The sequence below is a fragment of the Kitasatospora xanthocidica genome (assembly GCF_014656195.1).
Taxonomy (GTDB): Bacteria; Actinomycetota; Actinomycetes; order Streptomycetales; family Streptomycetaceae; genus Kitasatospora; species Kitasatospora xanthocidica.
Window position 1 is genome coordinate 486,018 of the sequence record NZ_BNBY01000002.1, and the last position, 12,633, is coordinate 498,650.

The following is a 12,633-nucleotide window of genomic DNA, read 5'->3' on the forward strand; positions in this document are numbered from 1 at the left end:
ACATCCCCTCCGACCAGCAAGATTAGGCAAGCCTAACCTAACACAGTTGTTCGCCTACACCGAGAGTCTGTGCGACCGTCAATTCGAACAAAGGCCGGCCGCCCGACTGGGCGAGACGAGACGATCCGTCTCGCCAACCTCGCGCACCGACGCCCGGTCGCCGCCCCGACCGGCCGACTACCCGCGCCCGTCCGCGCTCCCGGCCCCGCGCCCGTCCGCGCTCCCGGCCCGCAGGACTGCGTCGGTGTACAGCTCGGCCGTCAAGTCGCCCTCGTCCACGCCGAGTTCGGCCAGGACCTCGCGCACGGCGCCGAGCGCCGCCGGCAGTTCGTCCTCCCGGGCGACGGTCGTCTCCACCTCCAGGAACACCCCCGCCAGTCGCGGTACCCGGACCAGCGTCGCCAGGAACCGGCGGCCGCCGCGCTCCAGCCGGTAGTTCCGGCAGTGCTTCTCGAAGGAGAGCCGGGCCCGGTACCCGAGGGCGCGGACGATCGCGTGCGCCGCCCCGGCGTCCGCCACCGCCGTCTCGTGCTCCGGCTTCGAACCCGAGGCCTCGTCCACCCGGGCGCCCTTGTAGGTGAGCAGCGCGCGCCGGCCCCCGTCCGCGTCCTCGATCTCGCGGACGCGCAGCTCACGGTCGGTGCCGAGGAGGCTGCCGTCGGGGAGGTCGTAGTAGGTGTCCCGGTAGACCTCGGCCCGGCCGGGGCCGTGGGTGCCCTCCAAGCGGCGCAGCAGCACGCCGGGTTGACGCGCCAGTGCCTTCAGCTCCGCCTCGATCACCGTGCTGCCCCGCTCATCGCGCTGCCTCCGCCTGGGTGGATCCGGTGGCGGCGAGACTACCCCCGGCCGGGCGGACGCGGGCGGTCGCCGGGAGGGCGGGGACGAGTCCCAGCAGCGCCATGGGCTTGACTCCGCAGAACCCCGGAACGGCGCCGACCTGACGTCAGCTCCCGCACTCCTCCTCATGTCCCGCGGTCGGGCGGTCGGCTTACTGCGGTGCGGCGGTACCGGCCGGGGCGTCGGGGGCCTTCGGGGCCGGGGTGAGGCCCGTGCAGCCGCGCAGGCCGTCGCGGCGCTTGAGGGCGGCCTCGGCGGCCGCGCCGGTGACCGGCTCCGGGACGCCCTTGTCGTCGATGGTGGCCGGAGCGAAGGCCTCGCCGGTCACCTTGCCGTCGGCGGCGAGGGTGAGGGTGGTGACGCCGGTCTCGTTGGAGTTCGGGTAGTTGGAGGTGCCGTACCAGAGGAAGTTGCCGAAGCCGTACCCGACGTAGGTGTTGCCGAGCATGCCCGAGCCGACCATGGTGTGCGCGTGGGTGCCGACCACGGCGGTGGCGCCAGCGGTGGCGAGCTTCTTGGCGACGGCGGTCTGCGCGGAGGTCGGGCAGGCCTTGCCCTCCTCGCCCCAGTGCAGGTAGACGAGCACGACCGGGGCCTGCCGCTTGGCCGTCTCCACCGCCTTGACCAGCGCCGGGACGTCCAGCGCGGAGGCGATGCCCGGCTTGTTCGCGCCGGCCCGCCACTTCTGGTTGGTGAGGTCCTCGACCTGGCTGGCGGCGACCACGGCGACCTTCACCCCGCGCACGGTGGTGACGTACGGGGCGTACGCCTCGGTGGCGTTGTGGCCGACGCCGACGACCGGGATCGGCGAGGAGTCCTTGGCGGCGAGGGTGTCGGTGAGGCCGTCGGCGCCGAAGTCCACGGCGTGGTTGTTGGCCATGGAGACGACGTCGACGCCGGAGTCCTTGAGCACCGAGAGCGCCTTGGGCGAGGTGCGGAAGGTGTAGAGCTTGGGTTCCGGGGCGCCGCGCCCGGTGATCGCGGTCTCCAGGTTGAGGACGGACAGGTCCGCGTCGGCGAGAGTGCGGGAGAGCGGCCCGAGCGCCGGCTCGGGCGGCTGTACGGCCAGCCGGGCCTCGGTGCGGCCCTCGAAGTGGACGTCCCCGGCGAAGGCGACGGTGATGGTGCCGTCGGGCCGGGGAGCGGCGTTCTTGGTCGGGGCCGCGCCGGTGGAGGGGGCGCCCGGGCCCGGGGCGGCGGAGCTCGGGGCCGGGGCTGCGGCGGAGCTCGCGGGGGCCGGATCCGGGTCGTCCGGTCCGCAGCCGGTGACGGCGGTCAGCCCGACGAGCAGCGCGACGGCGGCCGCGGCACGGCGCATGAGTGGTTCCCCCCGAGGACGGTGCAAGAGCGGTCAGCCTACGCCACCGATTCCGCACCCCTTCAGCCCGGACCCACAACATTCCGGACACAAAAGGGCACCGGTGGGCCCTCTCCTGGCCCGCTCGTCCCCATCGCCCCGCCCGTCCCGGCCACCGTGTCCCTGGCGCGGCGACGGGGAGGCGCGCAGCGTGGTGGTACGGGAGGAACCCGTCCCGTAGCGGAGGCCCGGAGGCCCGGAGGCCCAGAGGCCCGGAGGTCCTGAAGCCCGGAGGTGTGGCGTGATGAACGGCGGCATCGGCGACGAGCAGCCCGGGGACACCGGCACGACCCGCCCCTCCCCCGGCCGGGCGCACCGGACCGTGGTCGGCACCGAGGGCTCCGCACCGTCTGACGCCGCCCCGCACCGGGCGGCCGGGCAGGCCGTCCGCACCAAGGACTGGCAGCTCAGCCTGCACGTGGTCGAGGAGGGCGACACCACCCGGGTGCACGCCGTCCTGGACGCCGACGGCGAGGTCCTGCACAGCGACGCCCGCTCCCACCGCAATCCCCGCGACACCCCGGCCCCGCAGATCGGCGACGAGTTCGCGGTCGGCCGCGCCCTGGTCGACCTGGGCCACCAGCTGCTGCGCGCGGGCGTCCACGGCGCCACCCGTCCCACAGAGGAGTGAACGCCGCGGCGAGCCGGGCGGCGGGCACCGCGGCAAGCACCGCGGCCGGCCCGCCGGGGAGGGCCCGCCGGGAGGGCCCGCTGGGGAGGGCGCGCCGCCCGGCCGGGTACGCCATGCTGAACCGCGACAGCCCGACCGGGAGACCGGACGACCGGAAGAGCCGCACCCCGCCCATGGACACCACCCCCGGCCCCACCCCCGGCCCCGCCGCCGGCAACGGACCCACCGGCCACGGACCCGCAGGCGACCGACCCGACGCCCCCGTCGGCGACCCCGACGCCCCCGACTTCACCCCCGCCGAGCGCGCCCGCGGCCGTGCGCTGCGCCGCGCCCAGCTGCCGTGGGCGCTGGGCGGCCGGCTGGCGGGGCTGGCGCTGACGCTGCTGCTCGGCCTCACCCCGGCCGGCGCCGCCCTGGTCACCGCCACCGGCCGGTGGTTCGGCGGCTCCCGTACGGCCGGGGTCCTGGCGGGTGCCGCGGCGCTGGTGGTCCTCGGGCAGGCGCTGCAGTTGCCGTTCGGCGCCGGGGCGCGCGCCGTCCGGGCCCGGTTCGGGCTGGTGACCCAGGGCTGGGCCGGCTGGGCGCTGGACGCGCTGCGGAGCCTGGCGCTCGCCCTCGTCCTGGTCCTCCCGCTGGTGCTGGGGCTGTTCGCGCTGACGGCGTGGTCGCCGCGGCGCTGGTGGCTGCCGGCGGCGGGCGCGGCGGCGCTGCTGACGGCCGTCCTCTCCTTCCTCCACCCGCTGCTGATCGAGCCGGTGTTCAACCGTTTCACCCCGATGGCGGAGGGCGGGCCGCGCACCGCGCTGCTGGCGCTGGCCGAGCGGGACGCCGTCCGGGTGCGGGACGTGCTGGTGGCGGACGCCTCCCGTCGGACGACCGCGCTCAACGCGTACGTGTCCGGGTTCGGGGCGACCCGCCGGATCGTGGTGTACGACACGCTGCTGACCACCGCCGCGCCGCGCGAGGTGGAGCTGGTGGTCGCGCACGAGCTGGGCCACGTCAAGCACCGGGACGTGCCGGTCGGCACCGCGCTGGGCGCGGTCGGGGCGGCGGTCGCGGTGGCCGTGCTCGGTCTGCTGGGTGCCTGGCGCCCGCTGCTGGACGCCGCGGGGGCGACGGACGCGGCGGACCCCCGGGCACTGCCGCTGCTGGCGGCGCTCGCCGCGCTGCTGGGTGCGCTGTCGGGGCCGGCGCAGAGTGCGGTGAGCCGCCGGATCGAGGCCCGGGCGGACCGGCACGCGCTCGAACTGACGGGTGATGCCGAGCAGTTCGTGGCCATGCAGCGCAGACTGGCACTGGCGAACGTCTCCGATGTCGACCCGCCGAGGCTGCTTGAGCTACTGTTCGCCACTCACCCGAGTGCGAGCCGTCGGATCGCCGCCGCCCGCGCCTGGCAGGCCGCCCGGGGAGGGCCCGTGCCGGAGCGCCGCGCGACCCCGGGAGAATCCGTTGTATAGTGCAACAAATCTCGAGGAGGTAGGACCGCCGTGCCCGGCCGCCAGTCGTCCATCGACACCATCCAGCGCGAGCTGACCGCCTTCGCCCGCCGAGCCCGGCACAAGGCCTCCCAGCTGCACCCCGACCTCTCCCTGGTCACCTACAGCATCCTCGACCTGATCACCGAGCGCGGCGGCTGCCGCGCCGCCGACGTGGCCGCGTACTTCATGCTCGACAAGTCGACCGTCAGCCGCCAGGTCACCGCCCTGGAGAAACTCGGCCTGCTGGCCCGCGAGGCCGACCCGGACGACCAGCGCGGCCAGATCCTGCGCGCCACCGAGGCCGGGCTGACCCTGCTCCGGGACGCCAACGAGCAGCGCCGGCTGTCCTTCACCGCGCGCTTCACCGACTGGTCCGACGAGGACGTCGCCCGCTTCGCCGACTACCTGGCCCGCTACGGCGAAGAGGGCTGACCCGGGCTGACCGGGCCGCCACCCGGGGCAACGGCGGGGCAGCCGGTCAACGGACGAACCCGCCGCCGTCTCGGGGTGCGCCCCGCCGCCCCCACGGTGTACAGAGGAGAGGTGCCCCTCCGGCAGCGTCCCGATGCGCCGCACCCGCCGTCCGCCCCGCATCCCCCCGACCGCCGCCGCACCTGGCGACCCGACCCCCGGGTGCTGACGGTGCTGACGCTCGCGCTGATCGCCCTGATCACCGTCGTCGACGTGCTCTCCCCGCCGGACGTCCACCTCGGCCCGCTGCTGATCGTCGCCCCCGCGCTGACCGCCTCCTTCGCCGGCCCGCGCGCCACCACCGGGGTCGCCCTGCTCGCTCTCGCCGCGCTGACCGTCATCGGCCTCGCCCGGGACGGCCTCACCACGGCCAACCACGAGACCCAGCTGGGCGCCCAGATCGTCGTCTCGGTGCTGATCGTCGGCCTGCGGGTGCTGCGCGAGCGGCACGAGCGCGAACTGGCCCGGGTCCGCTCGGTGTCCGAGGCCGCCCAGCGGGTGCTGCTGCGCCCGCTGCCGGAGCGGATCGGGCCACTGCACCTGGCCTCCGTCTACCTGGCAGCCGAGGCCGAGGCACAGGTCGGCGGCGACCTGTACGCGGCCGCCCGCACCGCCACCGGCACCCGGCTGCTGGTCGGGGACGTCCGCGGCAAGGGGCTGTCCTCGCTCGGCGACGCGGCCCTGCTGCTCGGCGCCTTCCGCGCCGCCGCCCACCTGCACGCCGAGCTTCCCGACCTCGCCGCCTACCTGGACGGCAGCGTCAGCTGGGACCTCGCCCAGCTCGCCGAGCAGGCCCGGCAGGACGGCTACGAGTCCGGCGAGTCCTTCATCACCGCCGTCCTGCTCGACATCCCCGACGACGGCTCACCGGTCCGCCTGATCGACTGCGGCCACCCGCCCCCGCTGCTGCTGCGCCCCGAGGGCATCACCACCCTCGCCGCCCGCCGCCCCGCCCCGCCGCTGGGCCTGGGCGAGCTCGCCCCGGCGCCGTACGAGGTGGAGACCTTCCCGTTCCGCCCCGGCGACCGGCTGCTGATCTACACCGACGGCGTGATCGAGGCCCGGGACTCCCAGCGGCGCTTCTACCCGCTGGCCGAGCGCGTCGCCGCCTGGAGCGCCGACCGCCCCGCCGCCCTGCTGAACCGCCTCCACCACGACCTGCTCGCCCACGTCGGCGGGCACCTGGACGACGACGCCGCCATGGTCCTGGTGGAGCGGCTCCCGGACGACGGACCGCACGGGAGCCGCTCGCAGGCCGGCCTCGGGGCCACGGCCGGGCTCGGGTCCGCCATCGGCCTCGGGCCCGCCGCCGGCATCGGGTCCGCCGCGGTTACGGCCGGTACGGCAGCTGCGGCACATCGAAGCAGTTCGTCGTCATCGACGGCACCTGGGTGACCCAGCCGCCCCGCCCGCCCTGCGCCGAGTCCTGCCAGCGGGCGGCGTTCAGGCAGGCGCGGGCCGGCCCGGTGGGCGGCGGCTGCGGGACGAAGGAGGCGGGCAGGATCAGGCCGTGGGCGTCGTACGGCTCGGCGCGGTTCATGAACGCCTCCACGCAGGAGCGGGTCGGCGCGGCGCCGCAGGAGTCCACGGCGTCGGCCAGCCACTGCGCGCCTGCCCAGCCCTCCAGCTCCCAGGCGGACAGCCGCCCGGCCCGGTCCGGGAAGTAGCGGGCCATCGCGGCCCGGAAGTCGCGGACCGCCGGGTACTGCTCGTCCTCGTAGTTCAGGCTCGACGAGGTCGCCCAGAGCGCGTTGCGGCAGTTCGGCGAGGACCGGTAGTCGTCGCGCACCGACTCCGACCAGTTCTGCACGGTGGTCACCTTCGCCGCGACCGCCACCCCGGACTCGTCCAGCGCCCGGCACAGCGCCGCGTTGCCCCGGCCGTCCATGGCGTCGAACAGCAGCTGCGAACCGTCGGCGCGCACGGCCGCGGCCACCGCCTGGAAGTTCGGCAGCGCGAAGTCCACCGTCTGGAGCAGCACCCGGTAGCCCTCGGCCTCCAGCCCGGCCTTCAGCTGCCCGGCGTAGCGGGCCGAGTCGGCCTGGTTGTAGGCGACCACGGCGGCACTGCCCGCGCCCAGGCGCTGCTTGAAGAAACGGAACACCTCGGTGCTCGCGTAGAGCGTCCCGTTCCAGCCGACCGACCGCCCGTCGCGCGGGGCGCCGCTACCGTAGATCCCGTACAGGTGCGGCCAGCGGTCGTACGCCGTGCCGATCGGCTGGCCGCCGACGTCCGGCACCGCCTTGCCGCTCACGTACGGCGCGCCCGCGTAGTCGAGGACGCTGCCGCTGACGAGGGCGAAGACGTGCGCCTGGTCGATCAGCCGGTGCACGCAGTCCTGGTTGCCGACGCCGCTGCCGCCGTCGTCGCAGGTCACCAGCCGGACGGTGCGCCCGTGCAGGCCGCCGCGGTCGTTGAGGGCCTGGAAGAACGCCTGGGCGCCGTACCGGGGGCCGCTGAACGCCTCGCTGCCGACCGGGCTGGTGAGCGAGGTGACGACGCCGATCCGGATCTCGGTGGCGGAGACCCCGGTGTCGGAGGCCGGGTTGGCGGCCGCGGTGGCTCCGGTGGCCCCGGTGGTTTCGGTGCCGCCGGTGGCTCCGGCGGTGCGGGTGGCGCGGGCGGCGAAGGCGCCCTCGGGCAGCCTGGTGCCGCAGCCCGCCAGCGGCACGGCGCACAGTAGAAGGGCGCAGAGCACCGCCGGGACGCGTCCGGGCCGCCGGCGCGCGAACGCGTCGACGGCCCGGCACCGCGCGCGGGCGGTCAGCTGCATCCGGGGATCGGGGTACCGCTGGCACCGCCGGCCTGGGTCAGCAGACCGCACAGGGTCGACCGCGACACCTTCCAGGTACCGCTCTCCAGGACGGCCTGACCGGACGCGCTCGGCTCCACCACCGTGCCCTGGAGCGACAGCGCATAGGTGACGTTCGCGTCGGCGGCGTCGGTGAACGCGATGTCCGAGACCTTCGCCTGCACCTGGCCCACCCGGGGATCCTGCGAGAAGCCCTGCAGCACCGGGAGCAGCACGTCACCGCCCTGCAGCAGCCTGGCCTTGTCGGGGATCGGGGTGTCGGGGGAGAAGAACTTCTCCCAGTTGGCGGTGATCTCCGTCTTGGCGGCGACCGGGTCGGCGGGGGCGGTACCGCTGGGACTCGCGGCGGCGCTCGCGCCGGTACTGGCGCTCGCACTCGCACTGGCGCTGGCGCCGGCACTCGCGCTCGCGCTCGCGCTCGCCGGGGACGAGGCCGAGGAACCGGACTTACCGCTGCTGCACCCGGCCGCCGCGCCCGCCAGCAGCAGGGCGAGCAGCACACTCGCCGTCCGCAGGGGCCGGCCGCCGCCCGTGGGAGTGCCGCTTCGCGTCACGTGCATGGTGTTCCCTCTCGACTGCGCCGCCCGGGCCGGTCTCACGGTCTCCCGGATGCTGTTCCAGGCCGATCCTGGAAACGTCTCAAGTGACACCATGAAGGCGGATCCATGGACGAATCGCAATCCGAGGGAGAAATCACTCGTAACGCCCCGAAGGGTTCCCCCGTCCGGGGCGGTACGCGCGGAGACGGTGCGTACGGAGGCGGTGCGCTCCGGGGCGGTGCGCTCCGGGGCAGTGCGCTCCGGGGTGCGCGCGAGTGGGCCGGCTGGCTGCTCGTCGCGGTCGGCGCCGTGCTGTGCGTGCTCGGCTGGTACGGGGTCTCCGGCGAGCGCTTCGTCGAACAGCAGGTCCCCTACCTGGCCTCGTCCACCATCCCCGGCGCGGCGCTGATCGTGGCCGGGACCCTCCTGGTCGCCCTGCGGCCCCCGTCCCCGCCGGAACGCCGGGAGCTGACGGACCGGCGGGTGGAACGGCTGTACGAGCTGCTCGTCGAACCGTCCGACGACGGGCCGCCCCATGACGGACCACCCGACGCCCCTCCGGCCGATGCCCCTCCGCCCGATGCCGCTCCGCCCGGCACCCGGCCGCCCGAGGGGTGGCTGGCCGTCCCCGAGGGCACCCGCTACCACCGCCCGGACTGTCCGCTGGTCACCGGCAAGGCGCGGGCCGCACCCGTGGACGCGGCCGCCGTCCAGGCCCGGGGCCTGACGCCCTGCCCGCTCTGCTCACCGCCCGCCACGGGCCCCGGCCCTGACCCCGGCCCTGACCCCGGCTCCCGTTCCGGTTCCGACCCCGGCCCCGACCCCGCCACCCGTCCGGGCGAATCCGCCCCGCCGGCCGGCTGACCGCCCGTGACCGCCGCCGCCCAGCTCGCCACCACCACCGACTCGCTCGGCCTCACCGTCGACCTCGCGCTCGCCGGGCTCACCGTCGGCAGCGCCGCCGCTCTCAGCGGCATCGGCCTGGTCGTCTGCCACCGCGCCACCGGGGTGCTCAACATCGCCCAGGGTGCCCAGGCCATGGCCGTCGCCTACCTGCTGCGCGACCTCGTCGTGGTGCGGCACTGGCCGGTCTGGCCCGCCGTCGCCTGCTGCCTGCTGCTCGTCGCCCCCGCGCTCGGCGTACTGCTCGACGTGCTGGTCTACCGCCCGCTCCAGCGGCGCGGCGCCGGACCGGCCGAGACCATGGTCGCCGGGCTCGGCGTGTTCGTCCTGCTCATCGGCGTGGCCGTGCTGCTGTGGGGCGCGGCACCCCTGGCCGGCGCGCCCTCCCCGCTCGGCGGCGCCGCGATCCGGCTGCCCGGCGGACACGGCCTGCGGCCCGACACCGTCGCCCAGCTCGCCGCCATCCTCCTCCTCGGTCTCACCGTCTTCGCCGCCACCCGGTGGACCCGCTTCGGCCTGCGACTGCGCGCCGTCGTCGACGACCGCCGCCTCGCCGCCCTCACCGGCGTGGACGCCGACCGGGTCTCCGCCGCCGGCTGGGCCTTCGGCACCTTCACCGCCGGACTCGTCGGCATCGCCCTCGCCCCGTACCTGCTGCTCGACCCGTACGGGCTGCCGCTGCTGGTGATGGAGACCATGGCGGTCGCGGTCGCCGCCCGGCTGCGCAGCATCCCGGTCGCCGTCGCCACCGGGCTCGGTCTCGGCATCGCCCAGGCCGAACTCACCCGGCTGCGCCCGTCCGGACAGCTGCTGCCGCTGGTCGAGGCGGTGCAGTCCAACCTGTTCGTGGTCGCGCTGCTCGCCACCGCCCTGCTCGCCGGGCCACGCATCGGCGGGGAAGGGGCCGGGGAAGGGGCCGGGGCCGCGCCACTCGCGGTCCGCCGTACGGGTGACGAGCGCGCCGGGGGCGGCGGGGCCGGCGGAAGCGGACGGTTGGCAGGGGCCGTCTGCCTGGTGCTGCTCCTGCTGCCGCTCGGCTTCCGGGGCAACGACCTGCGCAGCGCCCTGCTGGTGCCCGCGCTCGCGCTCGTCCTGCTGTCGATCGTCGTGGTCACCGGCTACGGCGGGCAGATCTCGCTCGGCCAGGCCGGGTACGCGGGCCTCGGCGCGCTCGGCACCGCGCTGCTGATGTCCGGCCGGGTACCCGGCGTGCCGTCGCTGCCCGCCGCGCCCGCGCTGCTGATCGCCGTCCTCGCCACCGCCCCGCTCGGCCTGCTCACCGGTTGGCCCGCGATCCGCCGACGCGGGCTCGCCCTCGCCCTGGTCACCTTCGCGGTGGGCACGGCGATGAGCCGCTTCGTCTTCCAGCAGCCGTACGCCACCACCGGGCTGGTGCTCGACCGCCCGTCCTTCCTGGCCGGCGACCGCGCGTTCTACCTCGCCGAACTCCTCCTCCTCGGTCTCGGCCTGCTCACCGTCCGGGCCCTGCACCGGGGCCGCCTCGGCCGCGCCCTGACCGCCATGCGGGACCACGAGCCGGGCGCGGTCGCGGCGGGCGTGGACGTCCCCGGCCTCAAGCTCCTCGCCTTCGTCGCGGGCGCGGCCCTGGCCGCTCTCGGCGGCGGACTGATCGGCCTCGCCGGACGCGCCTTCGACCCCGCCGCCTTCGATCCGGTGCGCGGCCTGCTCTGGTTCGCGGCCGTCGTCGTGGCCGGCGCCGACAGCGCCCTCGCCGCCGTCCTGGCCGCCGCCCTCCTCATCGGCCTCGACGCCGGCACCGTCGCCGGGGTCTCCGCCGTGGCCGTCGGCGCCCTGGCCGCCGCCATCGGCCGCCTCCCCGGCGGTCTCGCGGCCCTGCCCGTCCCCCGCCGCCGGCCTCCCCCGGCGCTCCCGGCGCTCCCGCCGTCCCGCCTCAGCCCGACGGGGCGGCGGGTCCGGGCGGCGATCGCGACGAGGCAGGCGGGGCGGGTACGGAAGACCGGGGAGGACGGGGCCTCATGAGCAACTCTCATGGGGGATGCCATGAGCAACTCTCATGGGGCGCGGCCATGAGCAAGTCTCATGGGGCATGCCATGAGCGACTCTCATCGGGCGCGCCATGAACAACTCTCATGACCGTCCCGCCGCCCGGCTGACCGCACGGGGCGTCGTGCGGCGCTACGGCGGGATCGAGGCGGTGGGCGGGGTCGACCTGGTGGCGCGGCCGGGGCGGATCACCGCGCTGGTCGGACCGAACGGGGCGGGCAAGAGCACCCTGTTCGACTGCCTCGCCGGAACGGTCCGCCCGGACGCCGGACGGGTGCTGCTGGGCGGGCGGGACGTCACCGGGCTGCCTGCGCACCGGCGGGTGCGGCTCGGGTTGGCGCGCACGTTCCAGCAGATCGCCGTCTTCCCCACCCTCTCGGTGGCCGACAACGTCCGGGTCGGCGCCGAGCAGCGGACCGGGCGGGCTGGGCGGACCGGCCCGGCCGGCCGGGCCGAGGCCCGGGACGTGGCGGAGCGGACCGTCGAGGCGCTGCGGCTGTTCGGGCTGCAGGGCCTTGCCGCCGAGCCGGCCGGGGCGCAGCCGACCGGCGTGCTGCGGCTGGTGGAGCTGGCCCGGGCGTTGGCGGGCGGGCCCCGGGTACTGCTGCTGGACGAGCCGGCCGCCGGTCTCGACGCCGCCCAGACGGCCCGGCTGGTGTCGGTGCTGCGGGGCCTCGCCGAGCGCGGGATGGCGCTGCTGCTGGTGGAGCACGACGCCGAGCTGGTCGCGGAACTCGCCGACACCGTCTACGCCATGGCCGCCGGCCGGATGGTCGCGGCCGGCCCGACCGCGACCGTCCTCGCCGACCCCCGCGTCACCCGGGCCTGGGGGGCGGTGGGCTGATGCCGGTCGAGGCCGCTCTCCGCTCCGCCCGGGTCCGGTACGGCCCGCTGGAGGCCCTGCACGGTGTCGACCTCGCCTTCCCGTCCGCCGCCGTCACCGTCCTGCTCGGCCGCAACGGCGCCGGGCGGACGAGCGCCCTGCACGCCCTGGCCGGGGTCGTCCCGCTGTCGGGCGGGCAGGCGCTCTGGCGGGGCCGGGACCTCGGCGGGCTGTCGGTGCACCAGCGGGTCCGCCGGGGGCTGGCCCTCGTCCCGGCCGAGCGCGGGGTGTTCGGGTCACTGACCGTCGCCGAGAACCTGGGCCTCGGTGGTCCGGGCCACGACGAAGTGATCGAGCTCTTCCCGGAGTTGGCCCCCCTGCTGCCCCGCCGGGCCGGAACCCTCTCCGGCGGCCAGCAGCAACTGGTCGCCGTCGGACGGGCCTTGGCGGCGTGCCCGGCCCTCCTCCTGCTCGACGAACCCGAGCGGGGCCTGGCCCCCGCCGTCGCCGCCAGGCTCCACGCCCACCTGCTGGCCGCAGCCACCGACGGCCGTACGGTCGTCCTGGCCGCGCAGTCGCTGCCGCGCACCCTCGCCGGGGCGGCGGTCGTCCACGTGCTGCACCGCGGCGAGGTGGCCTTCTCCGGCGAACCCGGGGAGCCCCTGCCGAAACGTTTCGCCACCCCCCGGTGACCGGCCCCTCCCACCCCCGGCGCGAGGCCGCGCCGAGCCGGGGGCCCGGCCGACGCCCCGGAGAG

Annotated in this window: 12 protein-coding genes; 8 read left to right on the plus strand and 4 right to left on the minus strand. The window is 76.2% G+C overall.

The window, feature by feature from the left end; all coding sequences use genetic code 11:
• Positions 1 to 177 precede the first annotated feature (177 nt).
• Together IE332_RS05450 and IE332_RS05455 are read right to left on the minus strand one after the other, a co-directional pair.
• Entirely contained in the window at positions 178 to 780 is a 603-nt protein-coding gene (locus IE332_RS05450; protein ID WP_189913919.1) for a class IV adenylate cyclase, read from the minus strand.
• 208 nt (positions 781 to 988) lie between these two features.
• Positions 989 to 2,155 (minus strand): CapA family protein, encoded by a 1,167-nt coding sequence (locus IE332_RS05455; RefSeq protein WP_189913920.1) that lies wholly within the window; start codon positions 2,153 to 2,155, stop codon positions 989 to 991.
• 283 nt (positions 2,156 to 2,438) lie between these two features.
• Here IE332_RS05455 and IE332_RS05460 point away from each other — a divergent pair, with 283 nt between their 5' ends.
• From IE332_RS05460 to IE332_RS05475, 4 genes are all read left to right on the plus strand, one after another.
• Positions 2,439 to 2,825 carry a dsRBD fold-containing protein gene (locus IE332_RS05460; RefSeq protein ID WP_189913921.1) on the plus strand — a complete coding sequence of 129 codons (387 nt, stop codon included), beginning with the start codon at positions 2,439 to 2,441 and terminating at the stop codon, positions 2,823 to 2,825.
• Between the two features lie 173 nt (positions 2,826 to 2,998).
• Entirely contained in the window at positions 2,999 to 4,282 is a 1,284-nt protein-coding gene (locus IE332_RS05465) for a M48 family metalloprotease (RefSeq protein ID WP_189913922.1), read from the plus strand.
• 30 nt (positions 4,283 to 4,312) lie between these two features.
• A complete protein-coding gene (locus tag IE332_RS05470; protein WP_189913923.1) occupies positions 4,313 to 4,735 on the plus strand; it encodes a MarR family winged helix-turn-helix transcriptional regulator in 423 nt (140 codons plus the stop codon).
• A gap of 201 nt (positions 4,736 to 4,936) precedes the next feature.
• Positions 4,937 to 6,169, plus strand: coding sequence for a PP2C family protein-serine/threonine phosphatase (locus IE332_RS05475; RefSeq protein WP_189914117.1), 1,233 nt, complete (start codon positions 4,937 to 4,939; stop codon positions 6,167 to 6,169).
• Here IE332_RS05475 and IE332_RS05480 read toward each other — a convergent pair.
• Both IE332_RS05480 and IE332_RS05485 read right to left on the minus strand, forming a co-directional pair.
• The gene (locus IE332_RS05480) at positions 6,105 to 7,547 is read right to left on the minus strand and encodes an ABC transporter substrate-binding protein (protein ID WP_189913924.1); all 1,443 of its coding nucleotides are present in this window, start codon (positions 7,545 to 7,547) and stop codon (positions 6,105 to 6,107) included. The genes IE332_RS05475 and IE332_RS05480 overlap by 65 nt on opposite strands.
• Positions 7,538 to 8,146: an MTB12 C-terminal domain-containing protein gene (locus IE332_RS05485; protein WP_189913925.1), complete on the minus strand. Its 609-nt coding sequence runs from the start codon at positions 8,144 to 8,146 to the stop codon at positions 7,538 to 7,540. Before IE332_RS05485 ends, IE332_RS05480 begins: the two co-directional genes overlap by 10 nt.
• 288 nt (positions 8,147 to 8,434) lie before the next feature.
• On the opposite strand from IE332_RS05485, the gene IE332_RS05490 reads away from it, so the two are divergent.
• From IE332_RS05490 to IE332_RS05505, 4 genes are all read left to right on the plus strand, one after another.
• On the plus strand, positions 8,435 to 8,989 hold the full coding sequence (locus IE332_RS05490) for a hypothetical protein (RefSeq protein ID WP_308437527.1): 555 nt from the start codon (positions 8,435 to 8,437) through the stop codon (positions 8,987 to 8,989).
• Positions 8,990 to 8,995: 6 nt separating this feature from the next.
• Complete coding sequence (locus tag IE332_RS05495; RefSeq protein WP_189913926.1) at positions 8,996 to 11,029, plus strand: branched-chain amino acid ABC transporter permease; 2,034 nt, start codon at positions 8,996 to 8,998, stop codon at positions 11,027 to 11,029.
• 97 nt (positions 11,030 to 11,126) lie between these two features.
• Positions 11,127 to 11,897, plus strand: a complete 771-nt coding sequence (locus IE332_RS42325; RefSeq protein ID WP_189913927.1) for an ABC transporter ATP-binding protein — start codon at positions 11,127 to 11,129, stop codon at positions 11,895 to 11,897.
• On the plus strand, positions 11,897 to 12,568 hold the full coding sequence (locus IE332_RS05505; RefSeq protein WP_189913928.1) for an ATP-binding cassette domain-containing protein: 672 nt from the start codon (positions 11,897 to 11,899) through the stop codon (positions 12,566 to 12,568). Before IE332_RS42325 ends, IE332_RS05505 begins: the two co-directional genes overlap by 1 nt.
• Positions 12,569 to 12,633 lie beyond the last annotated feature (65 nt).